Genomic DNA, 20,522 nt, shown 5'->3' with positions numbered 1-20,522 from the left:
TCAGGCCAGCGCCCGGCGCAGCGCCGCCAGCAGCTGGTCGTTTTCCTCGGCGCTGCGGATCGCCACCCGGAAATAGCGGCTATCCAGCCCCGGGTAGTTGGCGCAGCTGCGGATCAGCACGTGCTGGCGCAGCATGGCATATTGCAGGTCAAGATCGGGTCTGTCGCAGCGCAAGAACAGGTAGTTAGCACGCCCGGGCCACACGGTCAGCCCGGCCATCTCCTGCAGCTGCGCATAGAAACGCGCTCCCTCCTCCTGCAGCCACTGCCAGGTGGCCCGCTGATACGCCCGATCCTGGAGAATAATTTCCCCGGCCAGGGCGGCATAGGCATTAATGGACCACGGCATTTGTCGCTCGCGCAGTCGGGCCACTGCCTGCGCGTCAGCGTTGAGCAGATAGCCGAGACGCAGCCCCGGAATAGCATAAAATTTGGTCAGCGAGCGCAGAACCCAGACGTGCGGGTACTGCGCCAGCAGGGGAATAAATCCCGGCTGGTCGGGCATAAAATCAAGAAAGGCCTCATCGAGGATCAGGCTGATATTCAGGGCCCGGCAGCGCTGCGCAATGGCTTCCAGCAGGCCCCGCTCCGGCAGCAGGCCGGTGGGGTTGTTCGGGGTGCAAAGAAACAGGCAGTCCAGCGCCGGAGTCAGGGCATCGAGGATGGCGTCAGTCAGCTGCCAGCCATCGCACTCCCGCAGGGCATACTCCACCACCTCGCAGTCCACCGTCTGCAGCGCCCGCCGGTACTCCGCAAAACCGGGAATGACGATCATCGCCCGCCGCGGCTTAAGACCGTGAGCGAGGGTGAAGATCGATTCAGTTTCGCCGTTGCCGGCGAGGATATGCGCCGCCGGTAGCTGATGGTGGGCAGCCAGCGCCAGGTGCAGCTGCTGATACTCGACGTCAGGGTAGCGTTCGGCGCAGCCTGGATTGTCAACGATCGCCTGTCTGAGCGAGGCAGGCATCCCCAGCGGATTGATGTTGGCGCTAAAATCCAGCAGCTCGCCGGGGGCTATGCCCAGCAGGGCGGCGGCCTCGCGGATGTTACCGCCATGGGCGCTTTTCAGTAAGGCCATGTCCCTTTCCTGTGTGGTTATCCGCGGCGGGCCAGCGTCGCGCCGTCGGCGAAGTAGGCTTTAATCCCGGCGAGGATCGACTCGGCCACCTCCTGCTGGAATTTGGCTGTTTTCAGTTTCCGCTCTTCTTCCACGTTACTGATAAACGCCGTCTCCACCAGAATGGAGGGGATATCAGGCGCCTTCAGCACCGCAAAGCCCGCCTGCTCTACCCGATTCTTGTGCAGATTATTGATGTTGCCCATTTTCTCCAGCACCGCCTTGCCAAATTTGAGGCTGTCGGCGATGGTGAGGGACTGCACCATATCGAACATGGTGTGGTCGACGTAGCGGTCACCGCTCTTGCTGACCCCACCGATCAGATCGGAGGCGTTCTGCGTCTGGGCGAGATATTTTGCCGCGGTACTGGTGGCCCCCTTGGTGGAGAGGGCAAACACCGAAGAGCCGCTGGGCTGGCGGCTGGTAAAGGCGTCGGCGTGAATCGACACGAACAGGTCGGCGCGCTGCTTCTGCGCCTTGGCGACACGCACTTTCAACGGGATAAACACGTCTTCGTTGCGGGTCATATAGGCCTTCATATTGCCTTCTTTGTCGATCAGCGCCCGCAGGCGACGGGCGATCTGTAGCACCACATCTTTTTCGCGGGTGCGATACTTCCCCACGGCGCCGGAGTCTTCGCCGCCGTGCCCGGGATCGAGCATGATGACAATCGGTCGGTCGCGCCCGGCTTTGCCCGGCTGCGGCCCGCTTTGCGCCGGCGGCACCTGCCGCTCCAGATCGCCTTTGTTGTAATCCTCGAGCAGCGCCAGCAGCGGATCCTGAACATCGGTGGCGTTGGAGGGATAGAGATCCATCACCAGACGCTCTTTAAAGCCGGCCACCGGCGCGAGGGCAAACAGCTGCGGCTTAACATTCTGCTTGAGTTCGAAGACCATGCGCACGGTTTGCGGATCAAACTGGCCCACGCGGGCGGACTTAATAAAGGGATCGTCAGCGCGGATCTGCCCTCCCATGCCCTTCAGTACCGAGTTCAGGTTAACCCCCTCCAGATCGACCACTACTCGTTCCGGATTACTGAGGGCAAACTGCCGGTATTTCAGCACATGATTCGATTCCACCGTAACGCGGGTATAGGTCGATGCTGGCCAGACGCGAACAGCGACCACCCGCGCGGCGGCGGCCAGCCCGACAGGGCTCACGCTCATTAACCACATGGCGCCCGCCCCCTGCAATAAACGGCGACGGCTTAATCCAGAGTTGTTTCCCGACATGCCACTCCCAAGCAATAAAAACGCATTTATACCCAAAACAAACAGATTGACCAGAAACTTTAACGAAAGGCATATAACCTGTCATCTATAAAAGGGTAAACATTCATTGACACCCTGCGCCGGGTCACATGTTTTTCGTGACTTAGCCTAAAATTGGGGCTTGCGTTTAACAGCAAAACAGAATAAAAATACAATAATTACGAATAATCATGCATTGAGGGTTTGTCATGGTGAAGGAACGTCGCACTGAACTGGTAGAAGGATTCCGCCATTCTGTTCCCTATATTAATGCCCATCGGGGAAAAACGTTTGTCATCATGCTGGGCGGCGAAGCCATTGAGCATGAAAATTTCTCAAATATTGTCAATGACATAGGATTATTGCATAGCCTGGGCATTCGCCTGGTGGTGGTCTATGGCGCCCGCCCGCAGATTGACGCTAACCTCGCCGAGCACCATCACGAGCCGGTCTATCACAAGCAGACGCGAGTGACTGACGCCAAAACGCTCGAGCTGGTTAAGCAGGCGGCGGGGATGCTGCAGCTGGAGATCACCGCCCGCCTGTCGATGAGCCTCAACAACACCCCGTTGCAGGGAGCCCATATCAACGTCGTCAGCGGCAACTTTATCATTGCCCAACCGCTAGGCGTCGATGACGGCGTCGATTATTGTCACAGCGGACGCATTCGCCGCATTGACGAAGAGGCGATTCATCGTCAGCTCGATAGCGGCGCCATTGTCCTGATGGGGCCGGTCGCGGTGTCGGTCACCGGCGAGAGCTTTAACCTGACTTCGGAAGAGATCGCTACCCAGCTGGCCATCAAGCTGAAGGCGGAGAAGATGATCGGCTTCTGTTCGTCGCAAGGGGTTTACAACCAGGCCGGGGAAATTGTCTCCGAATTGTTCCCTAATGAAGCGCAGGCCCGCGTCGAAGAGCTGGAAGCAGACGAAGACTACAACTCCGGCACCGTGCGCTTCCTGCGCGGGGCGGTGAAGGCCTGCCGCAGCGGCGTACGGCGCTGCCACCTGATCAGCTATCAGGAAAATGGCGCGCTGCTGCAGGAGCTGTTTTCACGCGACGGCATCGGCACTCAGATCGTCATGGAGAGCGCGGAGCAGATCCGTCGGGCGACCATCAATGATATCGGCGGTATTCTTGAGCTGATAAGCCCGCTCGAGCAGCAGGGCATCCTGGTACGCCGTTCCCGCGAACAGCTGGAGATGGAGATCGACAAATTCACCATTATTCAGCGCGATAATACCACTATCGCTTGCGCCGCCCTCTATCCTTTCCCGGAAGAGAAGATCGGCGAAATGGCCTGCGTGGCGGTGCATCCGGATTACCGGAGCTCGTCGCGGGGAGAGGTGCTGCTGGAGCGTATTGCCGCTCAGGCCAGGCAGATGGGGCTGAGCAAGCTGTTCGTGTTAACCACCCGCAGTATCCACTGGTTCCAGGAGCGCGGCTTCACGCCGGTAGATATTGACCTGCTGCCGGAGAGTAAAAAGCAAATGTATAACTATCAGCGCCGGTCGAAGGTGCTGATGGCCGACCTCGCTTAAGTTCATCTCCTCTTTACCTAACGGCCCGGGATAGCGCGACACTTATCGCTTTATCCTGGGCCAGTCTCCACCCTGTTCGCGTCGGCGCTTATCTGCGACACGCGGGCTAAATTCCTGGTTTCCGCGCAGGCCATTCCTTTCCCGCTGGCTCACCGATATGCTATTGGCTGTCGACAGGATGTCGACTGGCGCCACGGCCACCCCCCGCCCTGCAAGGATCGCTGAAAGAATGGAAACCAAACCGAACTGGCTGGTCAGACATATCAACCTCATTACCGCCGCGGTCGCCCTCTATCCGTGGTTGCTGTTGATTTTGCTGCTCTGGGATAACCAGCGTCATCCTCAGCATGGCTATGCCGCGCTCGGCGCCGCCATCGCGATATTATTTCTGCTGGCCCTGACATCCGGCATTAATTTCCTCATCTCCTCGCTGGTGATTTTTTGTGCCCGCTGTTCCACCCCACCGCTGGCCAGCGGCGCGGCAATGCGCTTTTTCGCGATGAATTCAATATCACTATGGTGGCTCGTACTGCTGGCCATATGGCCTTAAGGGCCCCACCGTCATGATGATTCAGGTGAAAAACACGATAAATATTTCATTACGCTAAGGACAGATAATGACGACGAAAAAACAGCCCAACTGGGTGATCAGAAACATCAAAAACATCGTGCTGGTCATCTCCCTCTATCCCTGGGCACTGTTGCTGATAACGATGATGGCGGGTAGCGGAGGCCCCTCATCCGGCGCCATGGCGGCCGGGCTGATGGTGGTGTTGCTGTTCATCGTCATGTCGATAGCCAATCTGCTAATTTCACTGGCTATTATCGTTATTGCCGATCTCTCAACGACATCACTCCCCATGCGCTATGGGTGGTATTTTTTGGCCATGAACTCGATATCGGCGCTCTGGCTTATCCCCCTGTTCTTCAGTTACTGATTTTTCCGCCAGTCCGGGCAACGGCTGCAGCATTTTCCCATCGCCCGGACCCGGCGTCTCAGGGGGCTTCGCGCCCGGCGAAAATCTCCGCCAGGCCGCTGCGCCGCTCGGTGCGCGTCACAATGGCCTGGGAGAGCACCTGCTCGTCGGCATAGAGCGACAATCGCTTCTTCGCGCGGGTGATCGCCGTGTAGACCAGTTCGCGGGTCACCAGCGGGACGCTGCGCGCCGGCAGGATCAGCGCCGCATGTTCGAACTCCGAGCCCTGCGATTTATGCACGGTCATCGCCCAGGCGGTATCATGCTCCGGCAGACGGCTCGGCTGCACCGACTTGATGGCGCCGTCGGGCATCAGGAACCACACCCGCAGCTCGCCGTTGCGCTCCAGCGCTATGCCGATATCGCCGTTAAACAGCCCCAGCGCGCTATCGTTGCGCGATATCATGATCGGTCGGCCGTCATACCAGCGGGAGTGGCGCGGCAGGGCGATCGCCCGCTGGCGGTTGAGCCGCTGCTCCAGCCGCTCATTGACGCCGCTCACGCCGTACGGCCCTTCGCGCAGCGCGCATAGCAGCTGGAATTCGCTGAAAGCGGCCAGCATGGCCTGCGGTTCGGCCCGCTCGCGGCGCAGCTGCAGGTAGCGTTCATAGCCCTGCTGAGCCGCGCCGAGCATGGCTTCGTACTCTTCAGTCGTGCTGAGGGGATGAAGCGCGATATCGTCAAACGGCTGGCGCAGCGTGGCCTTCACCTCCGCGCGCGCGCCAGCGTTCACCGCCCGCGCCAGGCTCCCGATGCCGGAGTGACTGCCGAAGCGATAGCTCTTTTGCAACAGGCACAAACTGTCTCTCAGCGCGCCCGCGATAGCCCCCTCGCCCGCCGGTACCGGCGAACCGGTCAGCCGGGTCAGCTCCTGCGCCCGCGCGGCGGTATAGCCCGAACTCGCCCAGGCGCAGATATCCCCCAACACCGCTCCCGCTTCCACGGAGGCCAGCTGGTCGCGATCGCCGAGGAAGATCACCCGCCCGTGGGCCGGCAGCGCGTCGATGAGCCGCGACATCATCGGTAGGTCAATCATCGAGGCCTCATCCACCACCAGCACGTCCAGATGCAGCGGGTTGCCGGCGTGATAGCGCATCCGCTGGCTGCCGGGCTGGGCGCCCAGCAGACGATGCAGCGTGCTGGCCTCGGTGGGTATTAACGCTTTCTGCGCGTCGGTTAGCGGCAGCTTTCTTAATGCCGCGCCCAGCGATTCGGTCAGGCGCGCCGCCGCTTTCCCCGTCGGTGCCGCCAGGCGAATACGACAGCGCGGGCTGTCTTCGATCTGAATCAGTGCCGCCAGAAGCTTAGCCACGGTGGTGGTCTTCCCGGTCCCGGGACCGCCGGAGATCACCGAGATACGGCGGGTCAGCGCCACCGCCGCGGCCACTTTTTGCCAGTCGGTTTCGCCGGTGGCAGGGAACAGGGCATTCAGGGTTGACGCCAGCCGGGCTTCATCCATCTCCAGCACCCGGTTGGCTTCATTGAAGAAGCGGGCGACGGTCAGCTCGTTGCGCCACATCCGGTTCAGATAGAGCCGGTCGCCGCACAAAATCATCGGCGCCGGAGCATCGCCGCAGCTCACCGCCGACGAAGCGAGCAGTAGCCCGGGCCAGTCCTCCGGCGCGCCAGCTTCGGCCAGCAACCGATCGCGGATCTCCCCCGCTTTACCGCTCAGCGCCTCGTCACCGCTCAACCGCGAGAGCGGCAGGCAGACGTGCCCCTCGCCGGCATCGCGGCTCAGCAAGGCCGCCGCCAGCTTAACCGCTGGCGGGTCGTTTTGCGCCACCATCAGGGCAAACTGGACGTCCAATGGCCGCAGCAGATGCTGCTCCACCGCCGCCAGCAGTAGTTGTTCGAAAGTCATGAGGCCTCCTCCTGAGTTTCTCCGGCAAAAAGCTGATCCAGACCGTCAATCAGCGGTCTCACCGGCCGGGTGGTGAAGATCCCCTGCCCCCCCTCCTGCCCGTCCATGCCGCGCAGGAAAAGATAAATCACGCCGCCGAAGTGGCGGTCATAGTCATAATCGGCCAGCCGGTGGCGCAGATAGCGGTGCAGCGCCAGGCTATACAGCTGATACTGTAGATCGTAGCGGTGGGCACGCATCGCCTGCTCCATCGCCGGCCGGGTATAGGCCTCGCGATCTTCCCCCAGCCAGTTGGATTTGTAATCCAGCAGGTAATAGCGGCCTTCGTGGCGGAAGACCAGATCGATAAAGCCCTTCAGCATGCCGCGCACCTGGCGGAAATCCAGCGGCGGCGTGTCGGCGGAAAGGGGATCGTACTGGCGGATAAGCGCGTCAAGGCGCTCCGCCGTCAGCAGCTGGGCGATGGGCAGGTAAAACGCCATCTCCACCTGTTTATCCCGCGCCGCAAGCTGATTGAGCGCGATATCCGGCCCCGGCAGGCGGGTCTTCAGCACGCCGCCCAGCCAGTCGGTCAGCACCGGCGCCCACTGCGCGTCAAACCCGCTCAGCTGCAGCTTCTCCGCCATCCATCCGTCCGGCACCGGCTGGGTGAAGTCCAGCTCCTCAAACAAGCTGTGCAGGAAGGTCCCCGGCGCGGCGCCGCGCGGGAACTGGTGCGGAGTCAACTGCGGCTCTTCCACCACTTCACCGACGCCGGCGGCATCGACATCCAGACGCGGCAGCAGATCCTGCCCGCCGCTGAAACCATGCTGCTGCAGCCCGGAGTAGCTGGTCACCCGCCAGTCGTCGGCGATACGGCGCTGTAGCTCACGCGCCGACAGCGGGGGGATGGTCGCCGCGGGCGCCTGCCACGGGGTGAGATCCAGCTCGCCCGGTCTCTGTAATGCAATATCGCCATGACAGAAGTCTGCCAGCTGCGCGGTCAGCCCGGCGGCGTCCATGGCTTCGCCCGCCTGTAACAGCCGCCCCAGCGCGCTGAGGTGGAAATCGCTGTTGCCGGATTTCCGGCTACTGAGCGGCGCCACGCCGAGGCTGCAGTGCCAGACCGCGCGGGTCAGGGCGACGTACAGCAGGCGCAGATCTTCCGCCAGTCGTTCCGCCTCCGCCAGCTCGAGGCTGGCCTCATCCTGGCCCAAATCCAGCACCGCCGCGAACGTCTCGCGATCGTGGTAAAACGCCTGGTCCTGTTTACGAAACCGGGCGATAAACGGCAGCCAGACCAGGGGGTATTCCAGCCCTTTTGACTTGTGAATGGTGACAATTTGCACCAGGTGCTTATCGCTTTCGAGACGCATCTGCTGGCTTGCGGCGTTGCTGTCCGGCTCGGCGATATGCTGCGCCAGCCAGCGCACCAGGGCATGCTCGCTTTCCAGCTGGCTGGCCGCCTCCTGCAGCAATTCGCTAATATGCAGAATGTCGGTTAAGCGCCGCTCGCCGCCGCGCGTCGCCAGCAGATTCTCGGCGATATGCCGGGCCGTCATCAACGCCCGCAGCATCGGCATCACCCCGAGCTGCCGCCAGATCTGGCGGTATTCGCTGAACTCCTCTACCAGCGCGTCCCACGCCTGCTCGTCCTGGTTCAGATTTTCAATATCCAGCGCGGTCAGGCCAAACATGGAGGTCGCCAGCGCGCTGCGCAGGGTATTTTCCCGCTCCGGGGCCAGCACCGCCTGCAGCAGCCAGAGCAGCTCCTGGGCCTCCAGCGTCTCAAAAACGCTGTCGCGGTTGGAGAGGTAGACCGAGGGGATGCCCAGCGTCTGCAGCGCTTCACGCACCTGCGCCGCCTCCAGCCGGTTGCGCACCAGCACGGTAATATCTGAAGCCTGCACCGGGCGCGAGGTTTCCCCGCGCCACAGCAGCGCGCGCCCCTGCTGACCGGCGCTCAGCCAGTCGCGGATCTGCGTGGCGCAGAGCTGCGCCATAAAGGTCTGATAATCGCCAGACCCGACGGTGTCGCCGGGCATCAGCCAGACGTTCATCGCCGGTACGTCCGCCGCATCCACGGTAAAGCGCAGGCCCTGATTCTTTGCCGCCGCCTTCACCGGCAGAAACGGGATCTCGCGGAACATGAAGGGGTTATCGCTGAGGCTGAACAGCCGATTGACGCTGCCCACCATGCCCGGCGATGAGCGCCAGTTGGTATCAAGGGTGTAGTGCGCGGCAACGTCGCCGCGCGCTTTCATATAGGTAAAGATATCGGCGCCGCGAAAGGCGTAGATGGCCTGCTTCGGATCGCCGATCAGCAGCAGCGCCGTCTCCGGCTGCTGGCGCCAGATGCGGCGAAAAATCCGGTACTGCTGGGGGTCGGTGTCCTGAAATTCATCGATCATCGCCACCGGAAAACGCTGGCGAATGGCGCTGGCCAGCGCCTCGCCGCTGTCGCCGCGCAGCGCCTCGTCAAGCCGGCTGAGCATATCGTCAAACCCCAGCTCGCCGCGGCGGCGCTTTTCGCGCGCGACTGCATCGCGGATCTCGACCATCGCTCTCGCCAGTACCAGATCGGTGAGCGTCAGCGAGGAGGCCAGCAGCGACTCTACGGCGCTAAACAGGGGATGCACTGGCGGTTCGCCACCGGCTTTGGTGCGCTCGAGCAGAAACGACTGGGCAAATTTCTCCAGCGCGTCGGGCAACTGGTAGCTCAACGTCTCTTCCTGCGCCCAGGCGTTCACTCTCTCCATCCACTTGCCCTGGTTGCCGCGATTAAACTTCCGCCGGTCAAGGCCGGAATTTTCCAGCACGCTTTCGATCTCGCCCACCTGCTCGCGCCACTGCTGCTTGAGCGAGTCAATGCGGGCGATGATCTGCTGATGGCGTTCGGCCAGCGTCTCGTTGGGGGCTGGCGGCGACTTAAGCTGCGGCGCTTCGCCCTGCAGCCAGCGGTCAAGGGACTTCAGCAGATCGCGCGGCCCTTTCCAGACGTCGTGGATCACCGCCGCGATATCACGGGTCAGGGGATAGCAGTGGCGGCGCCAGAAATCGGCGCATGCCTGATAGCGCAGGCGGGATTCATCCTCGATCAGCTGCTGCTCGAACAGCATGCCCGACTCGAAGGCGTTAAGGCTCAGCATCCGTTGGCAAAAGCCGTGGATGGTGAATACCGCCGCCTCGTCCATCTGCCGTTCAGCCAGCAGCAGCGTCTTCGCAGCGTCGTCTTTATCAGCGATCTCCGCCAACAACGCGCTGTAGAGCGGATTGTCGGATTCGCCGCGCAGGCAGGCGATGCGCAGTTCGTGGATGTTGCTGCGGATACGCCCGCGCAGCTCTTCGGTCGCCGCCTCGGTAAAGGTCACCACCAGTAGCTCTTCAACGCTGATGGCGCGGGGATAGGCGGCCTCACCGCCCAGCCCCAACAGCAGCCGCAGATATAGCGCGGCGATGGTAAAGGTTTTTCCGGTGCCCGCAGAGGCTTCTATCAGGCGCTCGCCGATCAGGGGCAAGCGCAGGGGATCCAAAGACTCAGCGGTATCGGTCATTCATTCTCTCGCATCAGGGGTAAGGATTGCTGCAATGCGCTGACGTTTTCCCACACTTTGCCGCCTTTCGGCTGGGCATAGTCCGCTTTGCCATTCTGGCTACCGGAAATCTGGGACAATATCGTCATGCCCTGCGGATCCACCACCGTCTGATGGAAGAAGTCGGCAAGTTTTTGCGGCGTCAGCAGTTTAATCTGAGCCACTACTTTATCACGTGAATCAAAACGCATATTACCGCGATCGAAATCTTTGCTCAGTTTCGAGGCTTCATCGCCCAGCGTCTGCGGTGCCTGCAGCATCTGGCTTATCACCGCCTGCTGGAGCTGGGCAAACTCTTCCGGCTTCATCGCCCGCAGCTTCGCCTCCGCGGTGGGGAAGAAGGCCTGGAACCGCTGCCAGAGGAAGGCTGGCTGCTTATCGCTACTCTGCAGCAGGAAGCCCATGCCCCACTGGCGCCCCACGTTCATCGGGAAGGCAAAGACCGCGTAGCCGAGCTGCTCTTCAGTACGCAGCTGGTTGTAGAACCACGGCTGAATAATCTGCCCCAGCAGGGTGCTGGCGGCGGTGCTGCTGAACTCATCCACGTTGGGCGGCGCGAACACCGCGGCCAGCGCAGAGTCGGTGCTGTTGCCCGCTTTGTTGAAGATCGCCAGCTGCTGCCGGTTCACCACCACGTCTTTATTACGGCACCATTCGTTGCCGTCAGCGCCCAGCTGCTGCTGGATCTGGCGGGCCAGCGTCGTGGCGGCATCGGCGGTCATATTGCCGATCACCATCAGTTCAGGACGCCCCTTGGTTTTCAGGTTGGCGCGGTAGTCGAGCACCTCTTTAAGGGTGATGGAGGGCAGCAGCGCCCGGCGCACTTCGCGCTGGAAGTACGGCACCTGGGAGACCATCTGGATCGGCATTATCGCCTGATCGTAGGCTTTGCCTTTCTCGGCGGAGTCCATCATCTGCGCATACCAGGATTTGGCCTGCTCCAGCTGCTCCTCGGTCGGCGTATAGCTGAAGTATCCCTGCAACAAATCGCTGAACAGCGCCGGAAGGTGCTGGGTATAGCCGTTGGCATTAACCATTAATCCGTTATTAGCGCCGGTGGAGAACGAAATGCCGCCGACCGCCGCCTGGTTACTGAGCTGGTCGAGGGCGATGCCGGCGAGATAATCGTTGAGGGCAAACATCACCTGCCGGCGAGCGCTGTCCATCGCCTGGGGGTTACGCAGCACCAGGGAGATGTCCGCCTTCGGCTCGCTGGCAAAATACTGGCTCGGGGCATACACCACCCGCAGCGTCGGTTCATCAAGGATCAGCTGCGGATGCGGCCAGGCTTTATCACTTTTGATGAGGGTGAAATCATCCGGAATATAGGGGTTGAGCACCGGCAGCTGCAGCTTGATGGCCTGTGATTTTTGCTGCCAGTCAGCGAAGGTCTGCTCGCTAATCTTATCCACCTGATACGGCGCATCGACAAAATAGGCCGTCTTGTTATGCGGCTCCTGGGGACTGATATACCAGATACGGGCGTTCTGCGGGGTCATCATCGCCAGCCGGTCTTTGATCGCCTGCGGGTCGTACTGGTCGGCAATATTCACTACGTCCAGCGCATGCTCGACCGGCACTCGGATCATGGTATCCGCCAGCCATTCCACGTAGTCCATGTCGCGGTTGATCGACGGATAGCGGAAATCCAGCGCCAGCACATGCGCCAGTTCGTCGAAGTACCGTTTATCGATACCCTGAGTACGCAGGAGGTTGAGGTAGCTGAAAATGGCCGCCGTCACTTCGTCGCGGTGCGCCAGGCCTTTATCGGTGAGGGTGGCAGAGATCGCCAGTACGCCGCTGTTGCCGTTTACCACCGGATCGGAATCGGCGCGGATCCCTTCCGCCAGCCCCTGCTTTTGCAGCCAGTCAGAGAGCGTACCCGGGCTGCGGTTGCCAATAAGATAGGTGACCAGCTCATCAGTTTTACTGCGGAAGCGATCGCTGTTGTTGTCGATGCGAAACTCGACGCGCAGCACTTTACGCGGCATCGCCGGCACATAGTGAATAATGATGCCTTTTTGCGCATCCGTGACCACCGGGACGGTAATTTCCGGCCTGCTGATCTGACGATTCGGCACGCGGCCAAAGGTGTCAGCAGCCATCCGCGCCAGCGCCGGCAACGGCTTGTTGCTGTAGATCACCGCTTTCATCAGGTTGGCGGAGTACCAGCTATCGCGGAAGGTATGCAGCGCATCAAGTACCGGGCTGCCGGGCTTATCGCTGAGCGTCTCGAGGTTGCCACCGGAGAAGTGGGCCGCCGGGTGAGCCGGGTTGATGGTCTCCGCGCTGACCTGGGCCATGCGCATCCCGTCTCGCGTCCGGGCCATCGTCAGCTCGGCGTTGACCGCGTTACGTTCGCGGTCGGCATATTTTTTATCCAGCAGCGGCGCGGCGATAGCGTCGGCCAGGCGATCTACGGCCCCGTCCAGCGCATCATTTTCCACTTCGAGATAAAACGCGGTGCGGTAAGGCGCGGTGCTGGCGTTATGGCTGCCGCCGTGCAGTTTAAGAAACTCTGCAAGGCTGTCAGGCTGGGGATATTTTTGCGACCCCATCAGCGTCATATGTTCCAGAAAATGCGCCAGCCCCTGATGATCGGCCGGATCCTGCAGGGATCCCACCGGCACCACCAGCGCCGACAGCGATTTCACCGCCTGCGGATCGGAAACCAGCAGCACGACCATGTCGTTATCAAGGCGGATCGCCTGATACTGACGCGTATCTTTTTCGCTTTTGCGGATCGTCTCCTGAATCGGCTGCCATCCGGTGTCGGCCTGACTAAACGGCGCCCAGAGGGCGGCCAGCACAACAAAAACCTTGAACCATAAACTGCGGGGCATTCACGAACCTCATCATTAACAAACTTGCGCTGCACAGCGTGCAGCCTTTTATGTCCATCAGTCCGTGATACGTTGCGCATATTAAATGAACCGCCATTCACTGCGCAATTTTTATACTATTTAAATTTGTGTGGACCGATGGTAACGATATAGCGGTAACAGATAACGCTGCGTCTGGGCAATGATTTCTTCGTAATGCTTCGGCTCCAGCGAACGCCACAGGCGTTGATACCAGATATCGGCGCCCTCCCCGCTGACCACCATGTTACCTTCGTAGGTCTGCAGGAATTTGCTCCGCGCTTTCTGCTGCGTCTCTTCGTCCATTAAGATGACATCCTTTTCGGTGTCGTAACAGGCTTTCAGCCAGGCGCCACCGCTTTCCGGCAGCAGCAGCAGCGGCTGCGACATCCCCAGCAAATAGCCATCCACCAGCGCATTAAGGTACGCCTGCGCCTCGGCGGGCGCCAGCGCCGGGAAGCGCCACTCTCCCTCTTTCCGCACAAACAGCCGGCTCTCGCCGGTGCCGCCGCTGGCACAGTAGACAAGGTGTTCCAGCCAAAGTTGCATCCCCTGGGAGACGCTCAGCAGCGAAGGCCGCCAGCGCAGCAGACCGTCCGGCTGCACCTGCTGCAGCCAGCCGGTCAGGTTCACGCCGCCGCACTGGAGATCGATCTCCATGCTCTGCGCCTGCTGGCGCTCGGCCATCACCCGCTCGGCCAGGGCCTGCATCTCCAGGCGCTGCGTCTCCCAGACCAGCTCGCCAAAGGCGCCATACGGCAGCTCGCCGGCGGCGCGAAAGCGGCGGAACATGGCTGAGACGTCCTGCTCCTCGATAAGCGTATTAAGCAGTTGCTGATTCAGTTGATAACGGCTCAGCCCTTCAAGAGTGAAGGGCTCGTCGTCTGGAATATCGTCCTCTTCGGCGCGGAAATTGACCCGCAAACGCTGCTGAAAGAACGCGCGTACCGGGTGCTGCCAGAAGCGTAAGAGCTGATCGAACGGCAGGCTGTCAATCGGCGGCGCGGTGAGCGGCTGAATGAAGTCGCTATGCGCTTCCCCTTGCTGGCCGGCGGCGGCCAGCCATTCGCGGGCGTAGCTTTTGTTCTCGTCTTCCTGGAAATTAGCGACGTCGAACGGCATGCGTGTATGCAGGTGGGTGATATGGGCTTTAACCCGCGCCTCGCTGGCGTCGCAATCAAGCTCCTCGTCGCCAGCGAGACAGTGACTCTGGCCAATGTAATCCACCAGCTCCTGCACCAGCACCGAAGGAAAGCGCTCGCTGTTGTCCTGGATCGAACGTCCGATATAGCTAATATACAGCGTCTGTTCGGCGGACATCAGCGCCTCGAGGAACAGATAGCGGTCATCATCGCGCCGGCTGCGGTCGCCGCGCTGCGGCTTCTGACTCATTAAATCAAAGCCCAGCGGCGGCAGCGTGCGCGGATAAACCCCGTCATTCATCCCCAGCAGGCATACCACCTTAAAGGGAATCGAACGCATCGGCATCAGGGTGCAGATGTTGACCGGGCCGGCAAGAAAGCGCTGGCTGATCCGCTGCTGATCGAGGCGCTGGGCCAGCTCATCGCGCAGCAGCGTCAGCGGCACCTGCTCGCCATACTGCGCCTCCAGACCGCTATCAATAACCGCCAGCCACTGCTGCTCAATCAGCGCCAGCGCCGCTTCGGTCTCACTGTCCGGCAGGAAAAAGTCATTGAGCAGATCGCGACAGACCGGCAGCCACTCCGCCAGCGGCCGCTGCTGGGCCAGGCCGCGTCGCCACAGATTAAGCTGCATCAGCAGCGACGCGAGGTTGCCCACCAGTTCGGCGATCAAACCGCTGGATTCGTCATACGGCAGCACCGACTGCCATTCTCCCTCGCGGCTGTCCATCGCGTAGCCCAACAGCATGCGGGTGAGGCCGAACCGCCAGGTATGCTGCCCGGTCGCCGGCAGATCCAGCTCGCGGACGTTGTCGTCATCCATTCCCCAGCGGACGCCGGACTCGTTCACCCACTGGCGCAGGTAGCGCAGCCCTTCTTCCGTGATATTAAAGCGCGCCGCCAGCACCGGGACGTCCAGCAGCGCCAGCACATCTTCGCTGGCGAAGCGGCTGTCCGGCAGCGAGAGCAGCGTAATAAACGCCTGCAGCACCGGGTGTGACTCGCGGGCGCGCCGGTCGGAGATTGCCCACGGCAGCCAGCGATCGCCGCTGGCAGCGCCAAACACCGCCTGTATATAGGGGCTGTAGCTGTCGATATCCGCCACCATGACGATGATATCCCGCGGTGTGAGCGTCGGATCTGCCTCCAGCATCGCCAGTAGCCTATCGTGCAGAACCTCCACTTCGCGCTGCGGACTGTGGCAGACGTGTATGCTCAGACTGCGGTCATCCAGCGCCAGCGGACGTTTGTCGCGACTGTGGGCGAACGCCTCTGCGCTCTGCCCGGCCACCGCCGCGTTGCGCAGTTCGAGGATATCCGACTGCAGGTTATGCAACAGGTTATCGGGGGCGATGTCGACAAAAGCGTCCAGCTCCTCATAGCGCTCCAGCCCTGCCAGCAGGTAGATATAGTCGCGCCCCAGTTTGCCCCAGGAGGCGAGCAACGGGTTGCCGACATCCTGTTCCCCGGCGTCATTAAACAACCCCGGCGCCTGCTCGGTGTCGCGAAACAGGGGTAGCGCGCGCGCCTCGCGGTGATGACGCCGCTGACGCGATAGCAGCTTCGCCAGAAACGCCGGATCCTTAATATCTCCCCAGTAGTAGCGGCAGGGGTTGGTAAACAAGACATAGACATCGACATGCTTACCCAACGCCTGCAGCGCCTGCAGATAGACCGGCGGCAGCGCGGAAATCCCGCAGATGAAGACGCGCGACGGCAGCCCGGCGGGCGGTTCTTCCGCTTTTTCCAGGGTACTGATAAAACGCTGGTAGAGATTGGCGCGGTGCCACTGCGGCTGCCCCAGCTCGGCGGTGTAGCTCACCAGCGCTTTCCACAGCGGCGCCTGCCACTGCTGGGCATCGCCGAGGCCTTCCACCCGCTGGCCGGCCTCCCAGCGCATCAGCCACTCCGGGCGATAGACGAGGTACTGGTCATAGAGGTCTGCCACCCGGGCGGCGAGTTGAAACAGCTTGCGCTTGTCGCCGTCATCGCTCAGATACTGGCGAAGCAGGATAAAATCGTCTTCCTCCAGGTGCTGCGGCAGGAGGGTCATCAGCTTCCAGCTCATGCTCTGCTTGCTGAAAGCGCTTTCGCCCGGAATATCTTTCAGAACACGCACGAACATATCCCAGATAAAGCTTGCCGGCAGCGGGAACTCGATATTGGCGGCAATCCCGAAGCGCGAGGCCAGGGTCATCTGCAGCCACTGCGCCATGCCGGTACTCTGCACCAGCACCATTTCGGCCTGAAAAGGGTCATCCAGCCGCTGGCGCTCGACGATAAACTCCATCAACGCCTCGAGAACATCCAGCCGGTTTGAGTGGTATACCCTTAACATAATTGCTCCTGACTACTGGCTGACCGGGCAATGCAGCCGGGTCATCTGCACCCGCTTTGCAACGGGCATACTGATCGTTACCGTGATGCTGACACATCTTTGCCTCGATGTCTGCATACGGCTTACCTGCCCGCGTGCCGGCGACGGTGGCGCGGAGAGCTGGCTATAGCGCCACGCGTCGCGCCACAGTTGACGGGTCTGGTTCAACTGGACAGTTCCTTGCGCCATTCCGCGCTGATAGCCGCCCAGCGCGGTGACCGTCAGCACCATCAGCGCCATCGCCAGCACGGTCTCCGGCAGGCTAAACCCCCGCTGACGCTTCAGGGCATTTGACATAAGCTCACCTCCCTGAGCGGGCAAAAATCGCTCCAGCCGTGGGCGGAAAAACGCACCTGCCCACCGCGCACCTCGCCGGACTGCCAGACCTGCACCTCGCCGCTGGCGCTGCTGAGCAACAGTGAGCCGTCGCCGAAGATACGCAGACAGGCGCGCCAGCCCTGCTGCGTCTGCTCCCGACAGGCCAGCGCCACCTGCGCCGACCAGACTTGCTGTTTTCCCCACTGCAGCGCCGAATGGGCCATCGCCGTATTGCGGATCGCCTGCGTTTCGCTGGCGGTTTGCGCCAGCAGCGCCCGCTGCTGCAGGTTAAGCCCCTCAAGAAGCAGGCTGCCGAGAGTCAGCAACAGAAGCACCATCAGCAGCGACGACATTCCTCGCTGGCGGATCACAGGTTATACCCCGTCACTCGCTGCTCCACCTCACTCACCAGCCCCGCCTGCCGGGCAGAGCGCGCCGCCAGCGTCACGCTCAGCTCCGGCGCAAAGCCCGGGGTGACCTGACGTTGTACCGAGAAGCGCGTCACCACAATGGCGCCCGGGTTGGTGATTTTCTCCCATCCGCCGCCGCGGCAGTCGCTGGCCCCGCGCAAGGTCTCCAGCGCGCCGTCGCGCAGGCGAAAGCCGGTGCTCTCCGCCGCTGCCGCGGGGGAGGTTTCCCATCTCCCGTTGCTGTTCGCATCCCAGCGCACAATCAGACACTCGCCGCCGGCGGCTAGCTCCAGCCCGGCTTCGCCGCACGCTCCCCGGCAGTACCCGGCGCGCTGCAGATGTTTTCCCAGGGCATGCACGCGCTGCCACAGCTCGTTCTCCAGGGCCAGCTGTTCGCCCTGGCGCAGAATATGACGCTGCAGGGCAGGCAGAAAGCGGCAGGCCCCCATCAGCAGCAGCGAGCCGATCGCCATGGCGATCAGCGCCTCCGCCAGGGAAAATCCGCGACTGTTCACTGACATCCCCCTGCGCTGTCGCTGGGGCATAAACGAATCCGCCCCCAGTGTGAGATCACGATGCTCCAGCTGCCGGCCGCGCTCTGCAGCCGCAGATTCCCCGCCCAGGCGGTGCTGCGCAGACCATAAAACCCCAGACCAGGCGTAACACCGACCAGCGTGATCCCCGGCCAGCGCGGACGCAGCGTGAAGGCCGACCCGGCGGTGCAGTCCGCCCCTTCCCCCTGCGCACTCAGGCACCAGCCCGCCTCGTCCTGGCCGATGCGAAGCAAACGGTCCCGGTTGTACGCGTTGGCGTCATCGCGCAGAAAGAGCAGAAAATCCCGCACCTGGGCGGCGGTTTGCCACAGTCGTTGCTGCTGCTGCCAGCGCTGCCAGCCGTACAGGCCGCCGACGCTGAGGATCATCATTAACGTCAGCGTTACCAGGGTTTCCATCAGGGTATAACCATGTTCTCTGTTCATGGTGTCGAGTATGCCGCGGCGATTGGCCCTGGCGCGACGACGGAAAATGGCTTTTCCGGCCAGATACGCAAAAAAGGTTTGTATCACCAACAGCAGAACATTTTTTTGCGAGCATCTACCCAACTTCCCCCACCGCAACCGTCTGTGGCCTGGGATCAGGTGAAATCGATCTTATCCCTGCGGCAATGGAGATACCCCATCGGGATGTGGTGCAAAGGGCATAAAAAAACCGGCGCCATCGGGCGCCGGTTGGTTATCTCTACGGGGGGGTTAAATCGCTACCGGCGCTTTAATGCCTGGGTGCGGATCGTAACCTTCAATCTCGAAGTCTTCAAAGCGGTAGTCGAAAATCGACGCCGGTTTGCGCTTGATGACCAGCTTCGGCAGCGGACGCGGTTCGCGGCTCAGCTGCAGGTGAGTCTGCTCGAGATGGTTGCTGTACAAGTGAGTATCGCCGCCGGTCCAGACGAAATCACCGACCTGCAGATCGCACTGCTGCGCCACCATATGCACCAGCAGCGCGTAGCTGGCGATATTGAACGGCAGGCCGAGGAATACGTCGCAGGAGCGCTGATACAGCTGGCAGGAGAGCTTGCCGTCGGCGACGTAGAACTGGAAGAAGGCGTGGCACGGCGCCAGCGCCATTTTATCCAGTTCACCGACGTTCCACGCCGACACGATGATCCGGCGGGAATCCGGGTCGTTTTTCAGCTGGTTCATCACCGTGCTGATCTGGTCGATATGGCGGCCATCCGGCGCAGGCCAGGAACGCCACTGTTTACCGTAAACCGGCCCCAGGTCGCCATTTTCATCTGCCCACTCATCCCAGATGGTGACGTTGTTGTCGTGCAGATAGGCGATGTTGGTGTCTCCCTGCAGGAACCACAGCAGTTCATGGATGATGGAGCGTAAATGACAGCGCTTGGTGGTCACCAGCGGGAAGCCTTCCTGCAGGTTAAAACGCATCTGATGGCCGAAAATAGAGATCGTGCCAGTGCCGGTGCGGTCATTTTTTGGCGTGCCCTCGGTGAGCACTTTCTGCATCAAATCAAGATACTGTTTCATGGTTCCTCAAGAATTCTGTTGCTGCGGACGGTGGCGATAAGCCCAAACCATCATGATGATACCCGCAAGCACCATCGGGATCGAAAGAATCTGCCCCATGCTGATGTACTGCACCCAGCCGCCGGTGAACTGGGCGTCGGGCTGGCGGAAGAATTCCACGATGATGCGGAACAGGCCATAGCCAATCAGGAACAGGCCGGAAACGGAGCCGGTTGGGCGCGGTTTGCGGATAAACAGGTTCAGGATCAGGAACAGCACCACGCCCTCCAGCGCCAGCTCGTAAAGCTGCGACGCGTGGCGCGGCAGCGCGCCGTAGGTATCGAACAGCGATTGCCATTCCGGATGCGTCGGCAGCAGCGCCAGGTCTTCGGCACGGGAGCCCGGGAAAATCATCGTGTAGTGGAAGCTCGGGTCCACGCGGCCCCACAGCTCGCCGTTGATAAAGTTGCCCAGACGCCCGGCGCCAAGACCAAATGGGATCAGCGGCGCGATAAAATCGGAGACCTGGAAGAAGGTGCGTTTAGTGCGTCTGGCGAAGATAATCATCACCAGGATCACGCCGATCAGGCCGCCGTGGAACGACATGCCGCCGTCCCAGACACGGAACAGATACAGCGGATCGGCAAGAAATACCGGCAGGTTGTAAAACAGCACGTAGCCGATACGGCCGCCCAGGAAGACGCCGAGAAAGCCCGCGTAAAGCAGGTTTTCCACTTCATTTTTCGTCCAGCCGCTGCCCGGACGATTCGCCCGACGGGTGGCCAGCCACATCGCAAAGACAAAGCCCACCAGGTACATCAAACCGTACCAGTGGAGGGAGACCGGGCCTAGAGAAAAAATGACCGGATCGAACTCCGGAAAATGCAGGTAGCCACTATTCATCTGTCACCATAAAGACTTGTTATTCCGCCGAAAGTGGACAGCGGTGATGATCCATGCCCGAACAAAACGGGCACGCCGAAGGAGGCGAATCATAGCATAAGCCACAAGAGCGATCCGCGCCGAACGTGTAAAAGATATGTATACGGATGCTAACAGAATGCCGTTTTC

At 61.2% G+C, this 20,522-nt stretch carries 15 protein-coding genes; 3 read left to right on the top strand and 12 right to left on the bottom strand.

Annotation, left to right across the window (positions count from 1 at the left end):
* Both cobD and amiC read right to left on the bottom strand, forming a co-directional pair.
* On the bottom strand, window positions 1–1,077 hold the full coding sequence (cobD, locus tag LGL98_RS04515) for a threonine-phosphate decarboxylase CobD (RefSeq protein WP_136029276.1): 1,077 nt from the start codon (window positions 1,075–1,077) through the stop codon (window positions 1–3).
* A 17-nt stretch (window positions 1,078–1,094) separates the two neighbouring features.
* Window positions 1,095–2,348 (bottom strand): N-acetylmuramoyl-L-alanine amidase AmiC, encoded by a 1,254-nt coding sequence (gene amiC / locus LGL98_RS04510; protein WP_136029274.1) that lies wholly within the window; start codon window positions 2,346–2,348, stop codon window positions 1,095–1,097.
* Between the two features lie 227 nt (window positions 2,349–2,575).
* Between amiC and argA the strand changes: the two genes are divergently transcribed.
* From argA to LGL98_RS04495, 3 genes are all read left to right on the top strand, one after another.
* Window positions 2,576–3,907: an amino-acid N-acetyltransferase gene (gene argA / locus LGL98_RS04505; RefSeq protein WP_004149616.1), complete on the top strand. Its 1,332-nt coding sequence runs from the start codon at window positions 2,576–2,578 to the stop codon at window positions 3,905–3,907.
* Between the two features lie 229 nt (window positions 3,908–4,136).
* Window positions 4,137–4,457, top strand: a complete 321-nt coding sequence (locus LGL98_RS04500; protein ID WP_136029272.1) for a hypothetical protein — start codon at window positions 4,137–4,139, stop codon at window positions 4,455–4,457.
* Between the two features lie 67 nt (window positions 4,458–4,524).
* Window positions 4,525–4,845 (top strand): hypothetical protein, encoded by a 321-nt coding sequence (locus tag LGL98_RS04495; RefSeq protein ID WP_136029270.1) that lies wholly within the window; start codon window positions 4,525–4,527, stop codon window positions 4,843–4,845.
* A gap of 58 nt (window positions 4,846–4,903) precedes the next feature.
* Here LGL98_RS04495 and recD read toward each other — a convergent pair whose 3' ends face one another.
* The 10 genes from recD to lgt form a co-directional block, all read right to left on the bottom strand.
* Window positions 4,904–6,748, bottom strand: coding sequence for an exodeoxyribonuclease V subunit alpha (recD, locus tag LGL98_RS04490; protein ID WP_136029268.1), 1,845 nt, complete (start codon window positions 6,746–6,748; stop codon window positions 4,904–4,906).
* Window positions 6,745–10,281 (bottom strand): exodeoxyribonuclease V subunit beta, encoded by a 3,537-nt coding sequence (recB, locus tag LGL98_RS04485; protein WP_136029267.1) that lies wholly within the window; start codon window positions 10,279–10,281, stop codon window positions 6,745–6,747. Before recB ends, recD begins: the two co-directional genes overlap by 4 nt.
* Window positions 10,278–13,163: a pitrilysin gene (gene ptrA / locus LGL98_RS04480; protein WP_136029265.1), complete on the bottom strand. Its 2,886-nt coding sequence runs from the start codon at window positions 13,161–13,163 to the stop codon at window positions 10,278–10,280. Before ptrA ends, recB begins: the two co-directional genes overlap by 4 nt.
* Before the next feature lie 120 nt (window positions 13,164–13,283).
* Window positions 13,284–16,661, bottom strand: a complete 3,378-nt coding sequence (gene recC / locus LGL98_RS04475; protein ID WP_136029263.1) for an exodeoxyribonuclease V subunit gamma — start codon at window positions 16,659–16,661, stop codon at window positions 13,284–13,286.
* Window positions 16,662–16,673: 12 nt separating this feature from the next.
* Complete coding sequence (locus tag LGL98_RS04470; RefSeq protein WP_136029261.1) at window positions 16,674–16,997, bottom strand: prepilin-type N-terminal cleavage/methylation domain-containing protein; 324 nt, start codon at window positions 16,995–16,997, stop codon at window positions 16,674–16,676.
* Window positions 16,982–17,389 (bottom strand): DUF2509 family protein, encoded by a 408-nt coding sequence (locus LGL98_RS04465; protein WP_136029260.1) that lies wholly within the window; start codon window positions 17,387–17,389, stop codon window positions 16,982–16,984. The genes LGL98_RS04470 and LGL98_RS04465 overlap by 16 nt, the downstream gene beginning before the upstream one ends.
* On the bottom strand, window positions 17,386–17,943 hold the full coding sequence (locus LGL98_RS04460; protein ID WP_136029258.1) for a prepilin peptidase-dependent protein: 558 nt from the start codon (window positions 17,941–17,943) through the stop codon (window positions 17,386–17,388). Before LGL98_RS04460 ends, LGL98_RS04465 begins: the two co-directional genes overlap by 4 nt.
* On the bottom strand, window positions 17,940–18,491 hold the full coding sequence (locus tag LGL98_RS04455; RefSeq protein ID WP_136029436.1) for a prepilin peptidase-dependent protein: 552 nt from the start codon (window positions 18,489–18,491) through the stop codon (window positions 17,940–17,942). The genes LGL98_RS04460 and LGL98_RS04455 overlap by 4 nt, the downstream gene beginning before the upstream one ends.
* Before the next feature lie 186 nt (window positions 18,492–18,677).
* Window positions 18,678–19,472 (bottom strand): thymidylate synthase, encoded by a 795-nt coding sequence (gene thyA, locus LGL98_RS04450; RefSeq protein WP_136029256.1) that lies wholly within the window; start codon window positions 19,470–19,472, stop codon window positions 18,678–18,680.
* Between the two features lie 6 nt (window positions 19,473–19,478).
* Window positions 19,479–20,354, bottom strand: coding sequence for a prolipoprotein diacylglyceryl transferase (lgt, locus tag LGL98_RS04445; protein WP_002915934.1), 876 nt, complete (start codon window positions 20,352–20,354; stop codon window positions 19,479–19,481).
* Between the last annotated feature and the right edge of the window lie 168 nt (window positions 20,355–20,522).

Source organism: Klebsiella africana (assembly GCF_020526085.1).
Lineage (GTDB): Bacteria > Pseudomonadota > Gammaproteobacteria > Enterobacterales > Enterobacteriaceae > Klebsiella > Klebsiella africana.
The sequence above is the reverse complement of the archived record's forward strand: the minus strand, read 5'-3'. Positions and strand labels throughout refer to the sequence as shown.

Coding starts and splice junctions, on each gene's coding strand:
- cobD (WP_136029276.1), bottom strand. CDS start 1,077: ATGGCCTTACTGAAAAGCGCCCATGGCGGTAACATCCGCGAGGCCGCC.
- amiC (WP_136029274.1), bottom strand. CDS start 2,348: ATGTCGGGAAACAACTCTGGATTAAGCCGTCGCCGTTTATTGCAGGGG.
- argA (WP_004149616.1), top strand. CDS start 2,576: ATGGTGAAGGAACGTCGCACTGAACTGGTAGAAGGATTCCGCCATTCT.
- LGL98_RS04500 (WP_136029272.1), top strand. CDS start 4,137: ATGGAAACCAAACCGAACTGGCTGGTCAGACATATCAACCTCATTACC.
- LGL98_RS04495 (WP_136029270.1), top strand. CDS start 4,525: ATGACGACGAAAAAACAGCCCAACTGGGTGATCAGAAACATCAAAAAC.
- recD (WP_136029268.1), bottom strand. CDS start 6,748: ATGACTTTCGAACAACTACTGCTGGCGGCGGTGGAGCAGCATCTGCTG.
- recB (WP_136029267.1), bottom strand. CDS start 10,281: ATGACCGATACCGCTGAGTCTTTGGATCCCCTGCGCTTGCCCCTGATC.
- ptrA (WP_136029265.1), bottom strand. CDS start 13,163: ATGCCCCGCAGTTTATGGTTCAAGGTTTTTGTTGTGCTGGCCGCCCTC.
- recC (WP_136029263.1), bottom strand. CDS start 16,661: ATGTTAAGGGTATACCACTCAAACCGGCTGGATGTTCTCGAGGCGTTG.
- LGL98_RS04470 (WP_136029261.1), bottom strand. CDS start 16,997: ATGTCAAATGCCCTGAAGCGTCAGCGGGGGTTTAGCCTGCCGGAGACC.
- thyA (WP_136029256.1), bottom strand. CDS start 19,472: ATGAAACAGTATCTTGATTTGATGCAGAAAGTGCTCACCGAGGGCACG.
- lgt (WP_002915934.1), bottom strand. CDS start 20,354: ATGAATAGTGGCTACCTGCATTTTCCGGAGTTCGATCCGGTCATTTTT.